Annotated in this window: 15 protein-coding genes and 4 tRNA genes; 3 read left to right on the top strand and 16 right to left on the bottom strand. The window is 61.3% G+C overall.

Annotated features, from left to right (window positions below):
• Positions 1 to 83 precede the first annotated feature (83 nt).
• The 9 genes from C1896_08200 to C1896_08160 form a co-directional block, all read right to left on the bottom strand.
• Complete coding sequence (locus C1896_08200) at positions 84 to 1,808, bottom strand: MSHA biogenesis protein MshE (GenBank protein AZZ44888.1); 1,725 nt, start codon at positions 1,806 to 1,808, stop codon at positions 84 to 86.
• Positions 1,805 to 3,211: a hypothetical protein gene (locus C1896_08195; protein AZZ44887.1), complete on the bottom strand. Its 1,407-nt coding sequence runs from the start codon at positions 3,209 to 3,211 to the stop codon at positions 1,805 to 1,807. Before C1896_08195 ends, C1896_08200 begins: the two co-directional genes overlap by 4 nt.
• Positions 3,208 to 4,140: an AAA family ATPase gene (locus C1896_08190; protein AZZ44886.1), complete on the bottom strand. Its 933-nt coding sequence runs from the start codon at positions 4,138 to 4,140 to the stop codon at positions 3,208 to 3,210. The genes C1896_08195 and C1896_08190 overlap by 4 nt, the downstream gene beginning before the upstream one ends.
• A gap of 8 nt (positions 4,141 to 4,148) precedes the next feature.
• The gene (locus C1896_08185; GenBank protein AZZ44885.1) at positions 4,149 to 5,747 is read right to left on the bottom strand and encodes a pilus (MSHA type) biogenesis protein MshL; all 1,599 of its coding nucleotides are present in this window, start codon (positions 5,745 to 5,747) and stop codon (positions 4,149 to 4,151) included.
• The gene (locus tag C1896_08180; GenBank protein ID AZZ44884.1) at positions 5,744 to 6,091 is read right to left on the bottom strand and encodes a Type II secretory pathway component; all 348 of its coding nucleotides are present in this window, start codon (positions 6,089 to 6,091) and stop codon (positions 5,744 to 5,746) included. The genes C1896_08185 and C1896_08180 overlap by 4 nt, the downstream gene beginning before the upstream one ends.
• Complete coding sequence (locus C1896_08175; protein ID AZZ44883.1) at positions 6,069 to 6,734, bottom strand: MSHA biogenesis protein MshJ; 666 nt, start codon at positions 6,732 to 6,734, stop codon at positions 6,069 to 6,071. The genes C1896_08180 and C1896_08175 overlap by 23 nt, the downstream gene beginning before the upstream one ends.
• Complete coding sequence (locus C1896_08170; protein AZZ44882.1) at positions 6,727 to 7,332, bottom strand: MSHA biogenesis protein MshI; 606 nt, start codon at positions 7,330 to 7,332, stop codon at positions 6,727 to 6,729. Before C1896_08170 ends, C1896_08175 begins: the two co-directional genes overlap by 8 nt.
• On the bottom strand, positions 7,332 to 8,252 hold the full coding sequence (locus C1896_08165; protein ID AZZ44881.1) for an MSHA biogenesis protein MshI: 921 nt from the start codon (positions 8,250 to 8,252) through the stop codon (positions 7,332 to 7,334). Before C1896_08165 ends, C1896_08170 begins: the two co-directional genes overlap by 1 nt.
• A 334-nt stretch (positions 8,253 to 8,586) precedes the next feature.
• Entirely contained in the window at positions 8,587 to 9,642 is a 1,056-nt protein-coding gene (locus tag C1896_08160) for a DNA polymerase IV (protein AZZ44880.1), read from the bottom strand.
• 395 nt (positions 9,643 to 10,037) lie between these two features.
• On the opposite strand from C1896_08160, the gene C1896_08155 reads away from it, so the two are divergent.
• Positions 10,038 to 10,316, top strand: a complete 279-nt coding sequence (locus C1896_08155; protein ID AZZ44879.1) for a hypothetical protein — start codon at positions 10,038 to 10,040, stop codon at positions 10,314 to 10,316.
• 12 nt (positions 10,317 to 10,328) lie between these two features.
• Here C1896_08155 and C1896_08150 read toward each other — a convergent pair whose 3' ends face one another.
• The 7 genes from C1896_08150 to C1896_08120 all read right to left on the bottom strand — a co-directional run bounded on the left by C1896_08150 (position 10,329) and on the right by C1896_08120 (position 14,082).
• The gene (locus tag C1896_08150) at positions 10,329 to 10,778 is read right to left on the bottom strand and encodes an acyl-CoA thioesterase (GenBank protein AZZ44878.1); all 450 of its coding nucleotides are present in this window, start codon (positions 10,776 to 10,778) and stop codon (positions 10,329 to 10,331) included.
• Positions 10,779 to 10,994: 216 nt separating this feature from the next.
• Positions 10,995 to 11,070 (bottom strand) — tRNA-Glu (locus C1896_08145).
• Between the two features lie 46 nt (positions 11,071 to 11,116).
• Positions 11,117 to 11,192 (bottom strand) — tRNA-Ala (locus C1896_08140).
• Between the two features lie 46 nt (positions 11,193 to 11,238).
• Positions 11,239 to 11,314, bottom strand: a tRNA-Glu gene (locus C1896_08135).
• Positions 11,315 to 11,363: 49 nt separating this feature from the next.
• A tRNA-Ala gene (locus tag C1896_08130) sits at positions 11,364 to 11,439 on the bottom strand.
• Positions 11,440 to 11,607: 168 nt separating this feature from the next.
• A complete protein-coding gene (locus C1896_08125) occupies positions 11,608 to 13,089 on the bottom strand; it encodes a glutamate--tRNA ligase (GenBank protein ID AZZ44877.1) in 1,482 nt (493 codons plus the stop codon).
• Positions 13,090 to 13,152: 63 nt separating this feature from the next.
• Positions 13,153 to 14,082 (bottom strand): LysR family transcriptional regulator, encoded by a 930-nt coding sequence (locus C1896_08120; GenBank protein AZZ44876.1) that lies wholly within the window; start codon positions 14,080 to 14,082, stop codon positions 13,153 to 13,155.
• A gap of 103 nt (positions 14,083 to 14,185) precedes the next feature.
• Here C1896_08120 and C1896_08115 point away from each other — a divergent pair, with 103 nt between their 5' ends.
• Both C1896_08115 and C1896_08110 read left to right on the top strand, forming a co-directional pair.
• The gene (locus C1896_08115) at positions 14,186 to 15,220 is read left to right on the top strand and encodes a transporter (GenBank protein AZZ44875.1); all 1,035 of its coding nucleotides are present in this window, start codon (positions 14,186 to 14,188) and stop codon (positions 15,218 to 15,220) included.
• A complete protein-coding gene (locus tag C1896_08110) occupies positions 15,210 to 16,760 on the top strand; it encodes an EmrB/QacA family drug resistance transporter (protein ID AZZ44874.1) in 1,551 nt (516 codons plus the stop codon). The genes C1896_08115 and C1896_08110 overlap by 11 nt, the downstream gene beginning before the upstream one ends.
• The last annotated feature ends 12 nt before the right edge of the window (positions 16,761 to 16,772 follow it).

Raw genomic sequence — 16,772 nt, 5'->3', positions numbered from 1 at the left:
GTGATTAGCCGCAGCGCGCTCATGGGTCGCCAGCAAGCTGGCTCCTACTGTAGCGGTGTAGCGGCGTGGCGCAGCCCGGGCGTTCACACCGTCACCTCGTCATCCGCCAGGGTGGCGCACACCTTGAGCACTTCATCCACGCTGGTGATGCCAGCAATGGCGTAATCCAATGCACATTCGGCCAGCGGCCGGTAATGCGGTTGCTTGCGTGCGGCTTCGGCGAAGCCTTGCGGATCACCACGGCGCAGCGCGGCGATCATCGGTTCGTCGAGTTCGAGCAACTCGTAGACACCGATCCGGCCGCTGTAACCACTGTTGTGGCACTGGTGGCAGCCGCTGCCGCGACGGAAACGCTTGTCGGCCAGCGACCCGCCGTGCAGCGTTTCAAGCCAGACCAGCTGACGCGGATCCGGCTGGTGCTCTTCCTGGCAGTTTTCACAGACGCGACGAATGAGGCGCTGGGCCAGCACCGCGTTCAGCGCCGTGGCGACGAGGAAGGGCTCCACGCCCATGTCGATGAGGCGCATGGCAGAGGTCAGGGCGTCGTTGGTGTGCAACGTCGACAGCACCAGGTGACCGGTCAACGCTGCACGCAGGCCGATCTCGGCGGTCTCCTGATCGCGGATCTCGCCGACCAGCACGATGTCCGGGTCCTGACGCAGCGCAGCTCGCAATACGCGCGCAAAGGTCAGCTCGATCTTGGCATTGACCTGCACCTGATTGACCCGCGGCAGGCGGTATTCCACCGGATCTTCCACGGTGATGATCTTCTTCTCGGGGCTGTTCAGCTCGGAAAGTCCCGCGTAGAGCGTGGTGGTTTTACCCGAGCCGGTCGGCCCGGTGACCAGCACCATGCCGTGAGGACGTTGTAACAGTCGACGGAAGCGCTCAAGCATCGCCGCCGGCATGCCGGTGCCGTCGAGCTGGAACATCGCCCCGCTCTGGTCGAGCAAGCGCATCACCACCGATTCGCCGAACTGCACCGGCATCGTCGACACACGCACATCAATGTTGCGGCCCTTCACCCGGATATTGAAGCGACCATCCTGCGGCAAACGCTTCTCGGAGATGTCCAGGCCGGACATGATCTTCAAGCGCATGACCAGCGCCGACGCGACGCGGTGCTCTTTCATCACCTGCTCGTTGAGTACACCGTCGATGCGCTGACGGATCCGCACCACGCCTTCGTCGGGTTCGATATGAATGTCGGAGGCTTTCATCTGCACGGCATCTTCGAACAGCGTCTGCAACAGCCGCACCACGGGCGCGTCGCTGTTGCTCTCGGCACCGAGGCGCGACAAGTCGAAATCGCTGTCTTCCAGTTCGCCTTCCAGCTCACCGGCCAGCGAGGCGATTTCGCTGGTGCGCCGGTAGAGCTGATCGAGGGCGCCCAGCAGCTCGCTTTCACGAACCACCGCTGGGAATACTCGTTTGCCCAGCAAACGCTCCATTTCGTCCTGGGCGAAGAGGTCGAGTGGATCGGTCATGCCGACCAGCAGACCCTCAGCCTGGCGCGACAGCACGATGACGCGGAAACGCCGTGCCATTGCCTCGGGCAGGCTCTGGGTCAGCTGATTGTCGAACTTGTAGTGTTTGAGCTCGACGAAGGGGATCTGCAACTGCTCGGAAAGCGCCCGAAGCAGGCGTCCTTCATCGATAAAACCGAGATCCAGTACCGTGCGGCCGAGCTTAGAGCCGGTCCGCTTCTGGTCCTGCAATGCGAGCTGCAACTGAGCGTCACTGATCAGCCCGGCCTGGACCAGGAGGTCGCCGAGGCGAATCTTGCGCTGGCGGATGTCCTGAGTCATTGCGTCCCTCCGAGGGAACCGGCACGTTCAGTGGCGAACTGACGCGCGCTTTCATCCAGGCCCTGCCCTTGCAATGCCTGGCGATAATGCCGACCGGCCTGTGCCGGCTGATCGAGTTGCTCCAGCGCGATGGCCAGGCCGAGCTGCCATGCGCCCTGCCCTGGTTGAATAGCGGTTAGCTGACGGTAGGTCGCAGCGCTTGCGGACCAATCGCCGACCTGTTGGTACAGCGCAGCAAGCAAGGCGTGATAGGCGGTGTTGCGCTGCAGTGCCGGCGCGTTCTGCTGCAACGTCGCGATGGCGGCGCCTTGATCGCCGAGTTGCAACTGGCCGCGCGCGAGCAGCTCACGCAGCTCGGCATCGAACGGGCGGGCCTGCAGCTGAGCCGGCAGCCACTTCAGCAACGCGGCGGTATCGCCCGCGCCGAGGTAGGCACGAGCCAGCCAGCGGCTGATCTCTGCGCTGTCCGGTTGTGCCTGGTGCAGTGCCTGCAGCTGCCGAATAGCCGATAGGTGATCACCCCGACTCAGCGCGTCGCGGGCCTGCGCCAGTGCATCGGGCTGATGCGCACCGATCGTGATATTTCCAGCGCCTGCGGGAACAACGGGCTCTGCGGCAACCGCAGCACGGGGCACGGCCTTGGGCTCAAGTGTCGTTTTGGCGGGGGCCGGCTCGTTGAGCGTCTCAGCCGGCTCGACGTCACGGGTCACCCAGTCCGGCAATTGGGCATCGTCCATATCCGGCGACTCGGCAACCGGCATAGATTCAGTCTGCGGGTCGGCATCAGCCGCACTGCCAAACGACACGTCCAACCATAGCTGCGAACGATCACCGATCGATTCGAGGCGATCAGCTACGTTCAGCTGATCACCGAAACCGATGATCAGCACATTAACGTCGCCGTCCTGCGCCTCGACGCGCCAAGACAGCGTCTGCCCTTCTTTCTCGATGCGCCCGGTGCGGGCCTCGCCCTTGAACTGCACATCGCTGAGGCGGAAGCTGACCGAGCCGTTCGTATCGATTCGCTGGTAGCTGACGGATTGATCGAGCAGCAGCTGCAGGACGAAACGCCGCCCATCGTTCTGTGGCAACACCTCCAGCAGTCGCGTCAGCGCGACAGGCTCTGGCGTCGGCGCAACTTCTTCGACCGGTGGCGGGACAGCGACAGGCACCGCAGCCAAGGGCTGCGCGGCCGGTTGCAGGCGCCCAGAGAGCAGGAAAAGCGCAACGGCCAGCACCCCGATTGCGGCAACGATCAGCAACCCGCGACGCAAGCGCCCATAGCCCTCACGCCGTTTCGCAGCGGCTTCGTCCACGGCATAAAGGCTACCCAGCTGCTCACGTTCGGCCGGCGCGGCGCGGCGCGCCTCAAGATCCCGCAGCATGTCGTTGACCAGGCTCACGGCAGCACCTCGGTGAGTTGCGCCAGCCATGGCCAGGCACCGGCGATCAGTGCCAGCGACAGGCACCCAGCGGTCATCTTCCAGCCGAAAAGACGTGAGGTGTTTCGCCAGAACGGCTTCGTACCTTCGGTATCGTCCAACGCCCGGCGCACATGCCGCGCCAAGACCTGACGAGCCCCTTCACCGAACGCCACCATCAGGCATTTGTTCGCCAGGATGTTGAGCAACCTCGGAATTCCGCCACTGCCTCGCACCAGCAAACGTACCGCCGCAGGCTTGAACAGCGGCTCGCCCCGATAGCCCGCCACGGCCAGGCGTTCCTGCAGGTAGCGCGTAGCATCGCTCACATCCAGCGGGCGAAGGCTGTAGGAAAAGGTGATGCGTTGACGCAGCTGACGAAAGTCTTCGCGGGCCAGGGTCGCGTCCAGTTCCGGCTGACCGAACAGCACCACCTGCAACAGCTTGTTGTGTTCGGTCTCGAGGTTGGTCAGCAGCCGCAAGGCTTCCAGCGTCGCAGTCGGCAGCGCCTGGGCTTCGTCGATCAGCAGAACGGTGCTCTTGCCCTGCGCGGCCAGCTCGATCAAGCGTGCGTGGAGGGCGTTGAGCAAGCCGTGGTTGTCCAGCTCGCTCGCCTCGGCAATATGCAGTTCGTGCGCTAGGGCCTGGCGCAAGGCCATTGGCGTCAACGTCGGATTCGGCAACCAGGCGACCTGGTAGTGAGCGGCGTCCAGTTCGTTGAGCAGCGCGCGACAGAGCAGCGTCTTGCCCGTGCCCACTTCGCCGGTGACCTTGATGAAGCCCTCGCCCTCACCCAGCGCCACGCGCAGCAGATTGAGGCAGGCCTGATACGGCGCCAGCTGAACCATGAAGCCTGTGTTCGGTGTCAGCGCGAATGGCTTCTCGCGCAGGCCGAAAAATGCTTCGTACATACCGGCGGTTACCTGGTCGACCGGAAGGATTCGGCGGATTTACGCAGATCATCCAACCAGACCTGGTCGTCCACCACTTGTGGCCGCATGAGGATCACCAGCTCGGTCTGCAGCAGGGCTTTGCGCTGTTGCTGAAACAGCGTGCCCACTATCGGCAGCTTCGAGGCCCAGGGAATGTTTGCATCGGTATTGGTGTTGCGGTTTTCCAGCAGGCCGCCGATGACCACCACCTGACCGCTGCGGGCACGCACGATGGAGTCGGACTGACGTGTAGTCGAGAGCGCCAGCGGCAGATTGAAGACATTGTCCGAGCCGCCCAGCTGGATGGTCTTGTTCTGGTCCTGCACGCGGCTGACGGTCGGGCGCACGTGCAGCGTGACCTGGCCGTTCTCATCGATCTGCGGGGTGACATCCAGCGATATGCCGGAGAAGAACGGGGTCAGGGTGATATCCAGATCCGGTGCAGTGGTGCCGCCCACGAGCGACGTCGTGGTAGTCGAAACATCGGTCACGAAGAACTCGTCCGTGCCGACCTTGATGACCGCCTTCTGGTTGTTCAGCGTAGAAATCCGTGGACTGGACAGCACACGCACCTCGCCTTGGGTCTCCAGCAGTTGCAGCACGCCGCTGAAATCACCGACCTGCACGGCAGCACTGAACACACCGCCGACGCTGTTCGGCCCGCTCAGCGCGTCGCCCTGCACGCCGAGGCTGAAATCGGCATTACCCATGCTGCCGAGCTGAGCCCAGTTGATACCGGACTGAAAGCCATCGGACAGATTCACTTCGAGGATCTTGGTTTCGAGGATGACCTGACGTTGCAGGTTGCGCTGCGCCAGGATCAGAAAGCGCTCTACAGCCTGCTGATCCGCGCTGGAGGCTCGCACCACAAGCAATCCGCTTTGCGGATTCACGACGACCTGATTGCCTTCTTCGCCGCCGATCATCATCTCGATCACGGCTCGCACTTCGCTCCAGAAGTCCACGTTGCTGGTGGTCAGCAACTGGCTGGCATTCACCGTCGAGGAGGTACTGCTGGTCGTGGTGCCTGCCGCGCCGACGCCGGTGCTATCGCTGCTGGTGACCTGGCCCGAGCTTACACGGGTGTCGGTCATACCCTGGCGCTGGACGTTCAGGTAGTCGAGATCGTAGGTGCGGGTAATCGCCTCGTTCGGCTGGATCTGATAGCCGTAGGCGGTACGCTGGTAGTCATAGCCGTAGCTATCCCGGACCGCCGCCAGGGTTTCTTCGAGGGTGACGTTACGCAGGCTGAAGGTTACGTTGCCGGTCACGCCGGGGTGCACCAGCAGATTTTCCCCGGCACTGTTCATCAGGCTGAGGAAAAACTCGCGGGCCGGCATGTCGCTTACGGCCACGTCGAAACGAGGCCCCGAGACGACGAGCTTGTCGGCTGCCAAAGGTGGGATCAGTCCCGCCTGCACCGAAACTGGCGGAACCACCTTCAGCTGGTTCTGTTCCAGGCTTTCCTCGAACAGGCGGTTGCTCTGCTCGTACAGACGTTGATCGCCGTCTTCGAAGGTCTGACAGGCAGAAAGCAGGCAGATCAGGCTCAACACGCCGAAGCGAGACATCTGGGTCGGCATCATGGCTGGGTACGGCTCGTTTGGATGATGGGGGCGCTGAGGTGCAGTTCTTGCTGCTGACCTTGGCGATCAATGACGACGGCGTGCCGGTGAATTGCAAGGATGCGGGCATCTCCCACGCGGTCACCGACCTGCAGGCTGTTTCCGTTGATCACGGCGCTGGCACGCCCGGGGCCACGCAGGATCGCCTGCAGGTGCAAGCTGGCAGCCGCGTCTACCGGCGCATCACCAGCCGCCCGCCCGGCCGGCGGTTGCGTGGGATCCAGCGCGACAACAGGCGCGGCGCCGAACAGCGAAGCCAGGCAGAGAAGTTTGATCGCAGTTCTAAACACCAACCCACCCCGCATCGCGACTCAAGGTATGCAAGTCGAGGGTGACGCGAGCCCGGCCCGCGCCCTCCTCACCGACTTCGTAGTTCAGGCTGTCCCAATGCAAGCGCCAGCCACTCGCCTGGACGGCGTTGAGATAGGCCAGTAGGTCGAAATAGCCGCCTTCGAGGGTCAGACGCAGGCCATGGCGATAGAACACCACCGGTGGCGTCTTTTGCTCCTTGCCCTCAGCCGTTGCCGCAGCGGGCACCGCGAGCGGCCCGCTCGAACTTTCAAGGGCGACCAGTTTGAGCTGGGTCTGGTTACGCAACAGATCCTGCAGCAGCCCCTTCATCCGGGTCGGCGATACCAGGGTGCTGGTTTCCAAGTCGATACGTTGCAGCAGCTCGTTATGGCTGACCTGTGCGGCCGCCAGTGCCTGCCGGTAGCTCAGGTTCGGATCGGCCGCAAGCTTGGCCTGAATTTCCAGCAGGCTGCTCTCAGCCGCGAGAAGACGGGCGTGCGCAGCCTGTTGCCGACTGGTTTCGGCGGCAATGCGCAGACCCAGCGGCTCGGCGATCAACAATACGTAGAGCATGATCAGCAGCGACAGCCCCACACCGTAGGTCAGCCATTGCTCGCGCGGCGCCAGTCCATGCCAGTGCTGGATGAGCTTATTCATCGTCCTGCTCCGTCACGGCCTGGGAGGACAAGCGAAACTGCAGCAGATCGCTGTCGTCGCGCTGAAGATCGAAACGGGCGAACTCGCGTCCGCTGAACGCGCTGCTCTGACCCAAGCTCTGCAAATAAAGCGGGAGGAGTTCCTGATCCTGCGTCAGACCCTGCAGTGCCATTTCATCCCCGCCCGCCTGCAGGCGAATCCGGGTCAGCCAGAGCCCTTGCGGTGGGTGGCGATCAGCCAAGCCCTGCAGCAACCCCGAGAAGCCGCTGCTGCGCTGCGCATCCAGTGATTTGAGGTGGTCGGCGAGTCGTTGCAGCTCGCGGTTCTCGGCTTCGCGCTCGGCCAACTGCAGCGGAAGCCGCGGGTCGAGCGTCGGCTCGCGAAAATCCGCCTTGACCACGTCCAGCCTGGCCTCTGCCTGCCCGGCCTGTTGTTCGGCGAGTACGGCAGCTTGGCCGGCGGTATGCAGCTTCCAACCCTGCCATGCGCCATGGATCGCCAGCACTGCGATAACCAACACGACGCCCAGCTGCATCTGCCTGGGGCGTGGTCCACCGCCGCTACGGCGTTCGCGTTGATAGAGGTTGATGTTCTGCATCAGCAAGCATCCTGACGCAGGGCGGCACCGACAGCGCCGATACAGAAGGCCTGGCTCGATTCGGTGAGGTCACTGGCCGGCTGACCCGGGAACAGCTCACGCAAATCCAGCCGTTGCAGATTGACTGCCAGCCCGGCCGCCAGCGCCTGATGGGTCCGCTCACCGTCCTGTTTCATCGGCAACAGCAACAGGCGGCTGATATAGCCTTTGCCCAACTGACTTTCGTAGTAGTCGAGCGAGCGCTGGATCTCCAGGGTCATGCTGGACAGATCCTGCTCGGCACGTGCCAGACCGTGTTCGATACGCCGTGCCATATACAGATCGGCACCGTTCTGTACACAGATCAAGCCTTCGCTGGTACGTAGGCGCAACAGCGCCAAATTGATGGCATCGGCACCGGCCAGCAGCCCGAGGTTGCGAAAGGACATTTCAGTGATGTCGATGCTTGCCAAGGTCAGGCCGGCATGCTGGACGAGTGAGCGAAACTCATTCATCCGGGACTTTTTGAGCACCACGCAATAGACCATGCGCGTGCGGCCACGATAAGCGTCCTCCGGAAGGCTAAAGCAATCAATGACAACGTCTTCAAGCGGCTCGCTGAGCAAATCCTTGACGCGCCAACGCATGGCGTCACGCAGCTCTTCAGCCGGTACCTCTGGCGCTTCCAGCAGGAACATCTGATAAGCCGAAGGGTGCAGCAGGAGATTGACCGACATACCGCTGAGGCCATGCTCGGCAACGGCTTGCTTGAGCAATTCGGCTTGCGCCTCCGGCTGACCCTCAAGGTAGTCGCAACGCAGCAACTGTGGCGTCTCGCCGTCAGCACGCTGGACTTGCGCGAGCGCGACGCCTTGCGGCCCGAACTCAAGACCCAGCAGCCCCATTGCGGTGGCTTTACGACGTTTGAAAAATAGCCCCATCAGGGAAGGCACTCCTGCCGCTTCGCGACTTGCACAACTCTAAAACACGAGACGGAACACACGCGCCTAATCTGATATCAGATTGCCATCTATATAGGAAGCCTAACAAAAAGCGTTATCTAGTCCAATCACCGACACCTCTGCTCTTCACGATGAGGCGTCAAAAACCTTCAACCGTATCGGCCACTGCTGCCCTTCAGTTAGCCCACTCGTCGCCAGCGCGTATGAACAATCCGCGCCGGAAAAGTGGCAGCTTTGGCCACGCCGCAACAGCTGAAGCAACAGACGTACCAAAAAGCAGAGTGGACGTTGATGGGTGACCAACGGACGGCGATCAGAACAACCGCAACTGCTCGAAGCCGCTTCGCAGGTCGATCAAACGAACCCCGACGCCAATCAACCGCACCGGTCGCTTGCCACGGGCAAAGGCGCCCGCCAGGAGGTCGGAATAGTCTTCAAGCTCAAGCCCAGCGCCGAACTGTTCGAGGGTCGTCTGGGTGAAGTCATGGAACTTCAACTTCACGAACGGCTTGCCGGGCCGGTAGCCGTTATCGAGTCGCGCCATCCTGCCGGCGAGCTGCTCGAGCAACTCGGGAAGTCGCTCAAGGCAGGCGGCAAGGTCTGGCAAGTCGCGCTCGTAGGTGTTCTCGACACTGACCGACTGGCGCCGGCTCTCGACCTGAACCAGGCGCTCGTCGACGCCATGCGCCAGCCCCCACAGTCGCTCACCGAACGAGCCGAAGTCCCGAACCAGATCAAGGCGCCTCCAGCTGCGCAGATCAGCGCAGGTGTGAATACCCATGCGCTTCAGCTTCTCCGCCGTCACCCGGCCGACACCATGGAGTTTGGTGACCGGCAGAGCGAGTACGAAATCATCCACCTGATCCGGGGTGATCACGAACAGACCATCCGGCTTGTTCCAGTCGCTGGCGATCTTTGCCAGAAACTTGTTAGGCGCAACGCCTGCTGAAACCGTGATGCGCAGCTGCTGCCAGACTCGCCGACGGATGTCCTGTGCAATGCGCGTGGCGCTGCCGGCAAAATGCTCGCAGCCACTCACATCGAGAAAAGCCTCGTCGAGCGACAAGGGTTCGATCAGATCGGTGTAGGTTCGGAAAATCCCGTGGATTTCGCGTGAAGCTTCCTTGTAGGCATCCATCCGCGGCCGCACGATCAGCAGATCCGGGCAGAGCTTCAAAGCATGACCGGAGGCCATCGCGGAGCGCACGCCGTATGCGCGAGCTTCGTAGTTGCAGGTGGCAATAACGCCGCGTCGATCAGCCAAGCCACCAACCGCAATGGGCCGGTTGGCAAGACTGGGATCGTCGCGCATCTCGATCGCGGCATAGAAGCAATCGCAATCGACATGGATGATTTTTCTGGACGGGATAACGGTAAGAAACTCGTGACTGGACTAAACCGCCGCTCCCCTTGAACAACTCCATCAAGAGCGAAGCGGGCCGCGCGACATTATGGCCGATCCGGGTCGTCCCGAGGATATTGCGAGGATGAATGGATAAGGGAGCCGACGACTCAAGGCGGTCACTTTTCCGGAACCTCTTGGAACCGGCGCCTAGCTGAAATTCGCTGCATTTACTCAACTGAACGAACCAGTCGGGCGGCAAACCGACCAGAGGTAAAACGAACGAAAGCGCGGCGCTAGAGGCCGTGCCAACGCTTGCAAGCCTGGGCCAATGCGGCTTCCCACGAACAATTCCCGGGCCACCGAGTCGGAATTTAAGAGGTAGAGCAGCAAACACTTCCAAGCTACCCGGAGGATTACCGATGAAGACCTTGAGTATTGCCACTGCCCTTTTCACCAGCCTGCTTGCGACTGGAGCAATGGCCAATCAGGAAGCCATGCAGGACGACGAAGACCTTGGCTTGTCAAGCACCGCCCAGGGCAGCGCAATGAATGAAAACCACCAGCGCGCCAATACGGCGAACATCAATAATGACCCTAAGACCCTCAAGCAGAAGATGGAAAACGAGGTGCAGGACGACTGGCGCGGCGATGCCGAGGAACGCCGCGAGGCAGACGTCAGCAAGCCGGAACAGCGCTGATCATAAATGGGGTCAGAGTTCGAGGGGATAAGGCTGCACCAGCGCCTTGCCATACCCCTCGACAAACTCGCCCGGCATGCGCTTGGGCTTGCCGGTAGACAACTGAATGCAGACGAAGGTGGTTTGCGCACGTAACAGCGTCACCCCGTCCGCCGGCCGGATCAGCTGGAAATTACGTTTCATCTTCAGTCGCTGATCGGAGTCCACGATCCAAGTGCCGAGTTGCAATTGATCGCCCTGATACGCAGCAGCCAAGTAATCGATTTCGTGTCGCAGTACCGCCATCGCTCGATCAAGCCTACGGTAGTCGCCCAGCCCAAGCCCCAAATGCTGCGAATGCCGCCAGGCGCAAGTTTCCAGCCAAGTCACATAAACCGCATTGTTTGCGTGGCCGAGCTCGTCGATATGCTCGGATTGCACGTCAATATCGATGACGAATGAGTCGGCCTGGTCCCAGATCATGCGTACCCTCGCTGTGCAGTGCGCCGCAGATGCGGCCGAATCGCCTATTGGAAGCCACCCACCGCTCGATTGTCACGCATGCGGGCCGCATCTATGGCCCACCATTCAGCATGCCAGACCATGTCGCCCTGATGACGACGCTCAAATTGCGGGCAAAACAAAAAGGGCCATTTCGTGAGAAATGACCCTTTGATGCCCAAAACGGGCAAAAAAAAATGGCGTCCCCTAGGGGACTCGAACCCCTGTTACCGCCGTGAAAGGGCGGTGTCCTAGGCCACTAGACGAAGGGGACGAAACCTTCGATGAACAGACCGTAACCGCTACGACCTGTCGTGGATTGGTGGAGCTAGACGGGATCGAACCGTCGACCTCTTGCATGCCATGCAAGCGCTCTCCCAGCTGAGCTATAGCCCCGGATCTAATGTCTCTCGCCCCGCTCTCGCGTTGCGATTTTGAATAATGGCGTCCCCTAGGGGACTCGAACCCCTGTTACCGCCGTGAAAGGGCGGTGTCCTAGGCCACTAGACGAAGGGGACGCAAAGCCCTTCAAAGGCAACCGGCGTGAACCGGTGTGGCAATCGAGATTGGTGGAGCTAGACGGGATCGAACCGTCGACCTCTTGCATGCCATGCAAGCGCTCTCCCAGCTGAGCTATAGCCCCATCTCGAGGACGGGGCGCATATTAGGTGCGGCCTCTCGGAGTGTCAACGATATTTTTTCCTGACCCCGAAGATTTTTTGGCATCAGAACAAATACTTACCGGCGACGAGTGGCAATCGCTGAACAGCTGCGGGACGGCGCCAACCGCGTCCCGAGAAGCCATCGCGGATCAAGCCATCGCGGCGAAGAGCTTTTCCCACTCTTTCACTTCTTTCTTCGAAGCGCCGCCCAACAGCTCCAACGCCTGGCGCAGACGGAAGCGTGTCAGGTCGGGCCCGATGATCTCCATGGCGTCGAGCACCGACACGGAGCTGGCCTGGCCGGTGATCGAGGCGAATATCAAGGGCATGACATCGCGCAGCTTCAATTCGAGACGCGTCCCAACCATCTGGATACACTCGGTAATGCGCTCTTTGTCCCACTGACGCAAGGCTTCCAGCTTCCACAGCGTCAGCTGCAATACCTGACGGACCTGAGTGGCGTCGAGCTTCTTGTGCTCGAACAATGCCGGATCAAGGTTCAGCGCGCCGGAAAAGAAGAAGCCAGCCAATGGGGCGATCTGGCTGAAGGTCTCGACGCGCTGCTGCACGTGGGGCGCGATCTTCATCATGTACTCGGGGTTGAACGCCCACCTCTGCACCTCGGCTGCGAACTGCTCGACTGGTAGCTCGCGCAGCCACTGGCCGTTGAGCCAGGACAGCTTTTCGACATCGAAGATCGGTCCACCCAGCGAGACGCGATTGATGTCGAAGTGTTCGATCATTTCCGCCAGCGTGAATTTTTCGCGCTCGTCCGGCATCGACCAGCCCATGCGGCCCAGGTAGTTGAGCATCGCCTCGGGCATAAAACCCATGCGCTCGTAGAAGGTCACCGACGTGGGATTCTTGCGCTTGGAAAGCTTGCTCTTGTCCGGGTTGCGCAGCAGTGGCATGTAGCAGAGCTGCGGCTGTTCCCACCCGAAATATTCGTAGAGTTTGATCAGCTTTGGCGCCGACGGCAGCCATTCCTCGCCGCGCAGCACGTGGGTGATGCCCATCAGATGGTCGTCGACGACGTTGGCCAGGAAGTAGGTCGGCAGGCCATCAGCCTTCATCAGCACCTGCATGTCCATGCGATCCCAGCCGATTTCGACCGTGCCGCGGAGCATGTCGTTGACCTGGCATATGCCCTCGCTTGGCACCTTCATGCGGATCACGTGCGACTCCCCCGCCGCAATGCGCTGCTGCGCGGTTTCGGCCGGGATGTGCATGCAATGCCCGTCGTAGCGCGGCGTTTCCTTGTTGGCCATCTGCTCGGCACGCACCTGATCCAGGCGCTCAGCGCTGCAGAAACACGGGAACGCATGTCCCTTGGTGACCAGCTCGTCCGAATACTTCTTGTAGATCTCGCCGCGCTCGCTCTGCCGATACGGGCCGTGTGGACCGCCCACATCCGGGCCTTCGTCCCACTCGATGCCCAACCAACGCAGCGCGTCATAGATCTGCTGTTCCGACTCGCGCGTGGAGCGCAACTGGTCGGTGTCCTCAATGCGCAGGATGAACTGGCCGCCGTGCTGGCGTGCGAAGCAGAGATTGAACAGCGCGATATACGCGGTGCCGACATGCGGATCGCCGGTAGGGGATGGTGCGATACGGGTGCGAACGGTGGTCATGATGTTCTCGAATCAAGGCACAGGAAGACACGGCAGCTGCGATAGCCGGTTCGGCCGGCTGGGTCAGCGCGTGTAAAGGCGCGATGTTAACAGGCGCGCATCCACCGGCTCCACCAGACGGCCTTCCGCAACTGGCAACGACTGCATCAAAAAATCAAGAAACGCCTTGACCTTCATCGCCTGAAAACGTCGCGAGGGATACACCGCATACACCTCGCCGATCGGCAGATCGACATCTGGGAGAAGCTCGACCAGATGACCTTCACGCACCTCCTGGTCGGTGATCATGGTCGGTAGCGCCGCGATGCCTGCTCCGGCCAGTGCAGCCTCGCGGGCAAAGGTGATGTTGTTGCAGGTCAGCACCCGGCGGCAACTGACGTTCTGTTCGAGGATCGGCCAGTAGCGCACCGGGTCGCGCGACAGAGTGATCGCGCGGTGGCTGGCGAGATCCTCCGCCCGCGTGGGCACGCCATGCTGGGCCAGATATTCCGGACTGGCGCAGAGTCGCCGCCGGGTCTCGAAGAGCTTGCGCCCGATCAAACTGGAGTCCTGGGGTTGTCCCACCGAGATGACGATGTCGACACCCTCTTCTACCGGGTCGATATGCCTCGATGCCAGCTCGACTTCGGCATTGATCTCCGGATACAAGCGCATGAAATCGCCCAGCACTCGACCCAGGATCCACTGACCGAATTCGATTGGCGCGGAGATTCGCAGCAGCCCGGCCGGCGCCTGCTGCAATTGCATGACGGCCTGCTCGGCTTCGGCGAAATCGACCATGATCTGCCGACAGCGCTCGTAGTAGGCCTGCCCCACTTCGGTCAGCCGCAAGCGGCGCGTGGTGCGGTTGATCAACCGCACGCCTAACCGCTCTTCGAGCTGGACGATACGACGGCTTACCGTTGACTTCTGCATGGCCAGGCTCGAGGCCGCCTGGGTAAAACTGTGGCACTCGACCACACGAGTGAAGATCAGCGCGTCATCCAGACCCATCGCATTGTTCCGTATTTGCAACAAAGTTTCGCAATTGTAACGGGTTATTACTCAAGCGGAACGCTGCTAGATTGCCCGGCTAACTCCGCCAACGAGCGACCCCATGCCCGCCCAGCTGAAACGCCGATTGATCATCTTCGTTGCCCTTGTACTGCTGATTGCAGCCGGGTTCTTCGCTCAGTGGTATTTCGTTGGTCGTCATTACGAACACACCGACAACGCCTATGTACAAGGTGAAATCACACGGATTTCCAGCCAGCTCGCCGCGCGTGTCGAACAGGTCCACGTGCAGGATAATCAGCATGTGCAACCAGGTGATTTGTTGGTCAGCCTTGAGCCAGGCGACTTCCGCCTCGCCTTGGAACAGGCCAGGGCCAACCTGGCGATTCGTGAAGCTGAACTCACCCAGGCACGCAGCCGCCTGGCGCAGCAGAGCAGCCTGATCGCTGCCAGCCAGGCTTCGGTTGGCGCGGCTCAGGCAAATCTCGAACGCAGCCAGACGGACCTGTCGCGCGTCGAAGCGCTACGAAAGCCCGGCTTCATCTCGGAAGAACGCGTCACCACGCTGTCTGCCGACGCAAAGGTCGCCCGCTCGCAGCGACAGAAAGCCGAAGCCGACCTGGCAGCGCAACGCCAGCAGGTCGACGCGTTGGAAGCGGACGTCAAACGTCTGGACGCGCAAATTGGCAGCGCTCGAGCCGAAATCGAGCAAGCCGAGCTGAACCTGGGCCGTACGGAAATTCGCTCGCCGATCAGCGGGATCGTCGGGCAGCGTTCGGCGCGCAACGGCCAATACGTGCCGGTCGGTGCCTACCTGATGTCGATCGTTCCCGACGAGGAAATCTGGGTGCAGGCCAATTTCAAGGAAACCCAGATCGGCCGGATGCAGGTTGGACAAAACGCCGAACTGACCTTCGACACCTACCCTGACACGCCCATCGATGCCCGCGTCGAAAGCCTGTTCCCCGCCTCCGGCGCGCAGTTCAGCCTGCTGCCCCCGGACAATGCCACCGGTAACTTCACCAAGGTGGTGCAGCGCATTCCGGTCAAGCTGACCTTTGCCAGCGATAACCCGCTCAAGGGCCGTATCCGCCCCGGCATGTCGGTGGACGTGAAGATCGTCATCCGTGGCCGCTGATGCCCTGATCCGTCCGGTCGGCGAGCCTAGCCGACGCGACTGGATTGCTGTGATGAGCGCCATGCTTGGCGCCTTCATGGCGGTACTGGATATCCAGATCACCAACTCTTCGCTGAAGGACATCCAGGGCGCGTTGTCCGCCACGCTGGAGGAAGGCTCCTGGATCTCCACCTCCTATCTGGTAGCGGAAATCATCATGATTCCGCTCACCGCCTGGCTGGTGCAGCTGCTCTCTGCGCGGCGCCTGGCGGTCTGGGTATCGATCGGTTTTCTGATCTCGTCATTGCTCTGTTCCTTTGCCTGGAACTTGGAAAGCATGATCGTGTTTCGCGCACTGCAGGGCTTCACCGGCGGCGCGCTGATCCCGCTGGCCTTCACCCTGACGCTGATCAAGCTGCCGGACCATCATCGCGCCAAGGGCATGGCGCTGTTCGCCATCACCGCGACCTTCGCACCCTCGATCGGGCCCACACTGGGCGGCTGGCTCACCGAGAGCTGGGGTTGGGAATACATTTTCTACATCAACGTGCCGCCCGGGCTGCTGATGATCGCGGGCCTGCTGTACGGTCTGGAGAAAAAGCCGCCGCACTGGGAGCTGCTGAAAAGCACCGACTACGCGGGCATCGTCACGCTGGCGATGGGGCTGGGATGCCTACAGGTATTTCTCGAAGAAGGACATCGCAAGGACTGGCTAGAATCGACCCTGATCGTCCAGCTGGGCTCGGTGGCAGTGGTCAGTCTGGTTCTTTTCGTGATCCTGCAGCTGTCGCGGCCTAACCCGCTAATCAACCTGGGAATCCTGCGTGAGCGCAACTTTGGCCTGACCAGCATCGCCAGCCTGGGCATGGGACTCGGGCTTTATGGATCGATCTATCTGCTACCGCTGTACCTGGCGCAGATTCAGAACTACAACGCGCTGCAGATCGGCCAGGTCATCATGTGGATGGGCATTCCGCAGCTGTTCCTGATTCCACTAGTGCCCAAGCTGATGAAGATTATTCCGCCAAAGCTGTTATGCGCGGCAGGCTTCGCGCTGTTCGGCATCTCCAGCTTTGCCTCCGGCGCACTCAATCCGGACTTTGGCGGCGACCAGTTCCATCCGATCCAGATCATCCGAGCGCTCGGCCAACCAATGATCATGGTCACCATCTCGTTGATCGCTACGGCCTACATCCAGCCGCAGGATGCCGGCTCAGCGTCCAGCCTGTTCAACATTCTGCGCAACCTCGGCGGCGCGATTGGCATCGCTTTGCTGGCGACGCTGCTGGACAGTCGCGCGAAGATCTATTTCGACTATCTGCGCGAGTCGGTGGTGCCGAGCAACCCTGCTGTTGCGGAGCGGCTGAGCGCGCTAACTCAGCAGCTGGGCAGCGAACAGGTCGCACTGGGGCGAATCAGCGAGATCACCCATCAGCAAGCGATGATCATGGCGTACAACGATGCCTTCCACTTCGTCGGCATCGCGCTAGCAGTCAGCATGGTTGCAGTGCTGCTGACGCGGCGCCTGCCTGACGACATCAAAGGTGGCGCAGCCCACTGAGGCCGGAAGGTG

The organism is Pseudomonadaceae bacterium SI-3, assembly GCA_004010935.1.
GTDB lineage: Bacteria > Pseudomonadota > Gammaproteobacteria > Pseudomonadales > Pseudomonadaceae > Stutzerimonas.
Note: the sequence above shows the minus strand (reverse complement) of the source record. Positions and strands in the feature narration are given on the sequence as shown.

Excerpts from the sequence above, each read along its gene's own strand:
- C1896_08180 (AZZ44884.1), bottom strand. The coding sequence starts at position 6,091 with ATGCGGGGTGGGTTGGTGTTTAGAACTGCGATCAAACTTCTCTGCCTG.
- C1896_08125 (AZZ44877.1), bottom strand. The coding sequence starts at position 13,089 with ATGACCACCGTTCGCACCCGTATCGCACCATCCCCTACCGGCGATCCG.
- C1896_08175 (AZZ44883.1), bottom strand. The coding sequence starts at position 6,734 with ATGAATAAGCTCATCCAGCACTGGCATGGACTGGCGCCGCGCGAGCAA.
- C1896_08155 (AZZ44879.1), top strand. The coding sequence starts at position 10,038 with ATGAAGACCTTGAGTATTGCCACTGCCCTTTTCACCAGCCTGCTTGCG.
- C1896_08150 (AZZ44878.1), bottom strand. The coding sequence starts at position 10,778 with ATGATCTGGGACCAGGCCGACTCATTCGTCATCGATATTGACGTGCAA.
- C1896_08170 (AZZ44882.1), bottom strand. The coding sequence starts at position 7,332 with ATGCAGAACATCAACCTCTATCAACGCGAACGCCGTAGCGGCGGTGGA.
- C1896_08120 (AZZ44876.1), bottom strand. The coding sequence starts at position 14,082 with ATGGGTCTGGATGACGCGCTGATCTTCACTCGTGTGGTCGAGTGCCAC.
- C1896_08190 (AZZ44886.1), bottom strand. The coding sequence starts at position 4,140 with ATGTACGAAGCATTTTTCGGCCTGCGCGAGAAGCCATTCGCGCTGACA.
- C1896_08165 (AZZ44881.1), bottom strand. The coding sequence starts at position 8,252 with ATGGGGCTATTTTTCAAACGTCGTAAAGCCACCGCAATGGGGCTGCTG.
- C1896_08185 (AZZ44885.1), bottom strand. The coding sequence starts at position 5,747 with ATGATGCCGACCCAGATGTCTCGCTTCGGCGTGTTGAGCCTGATCTGC.
- C1896_08200 (AZZ44888.1), bottom strand. The coding sequence starts at position 1,808 with ATGACTCAGGACATCCGCCAGCGCAAGATTCGCCTCGGCGACCTCCTG.
- C1896_08115 (AZZ44875.1), top strand. The coding sequence starts at position 14,186 with ATGCCCGCCCAGCTGAAACGCCGATTGATCATCTTCGTTGCCCTTGTA.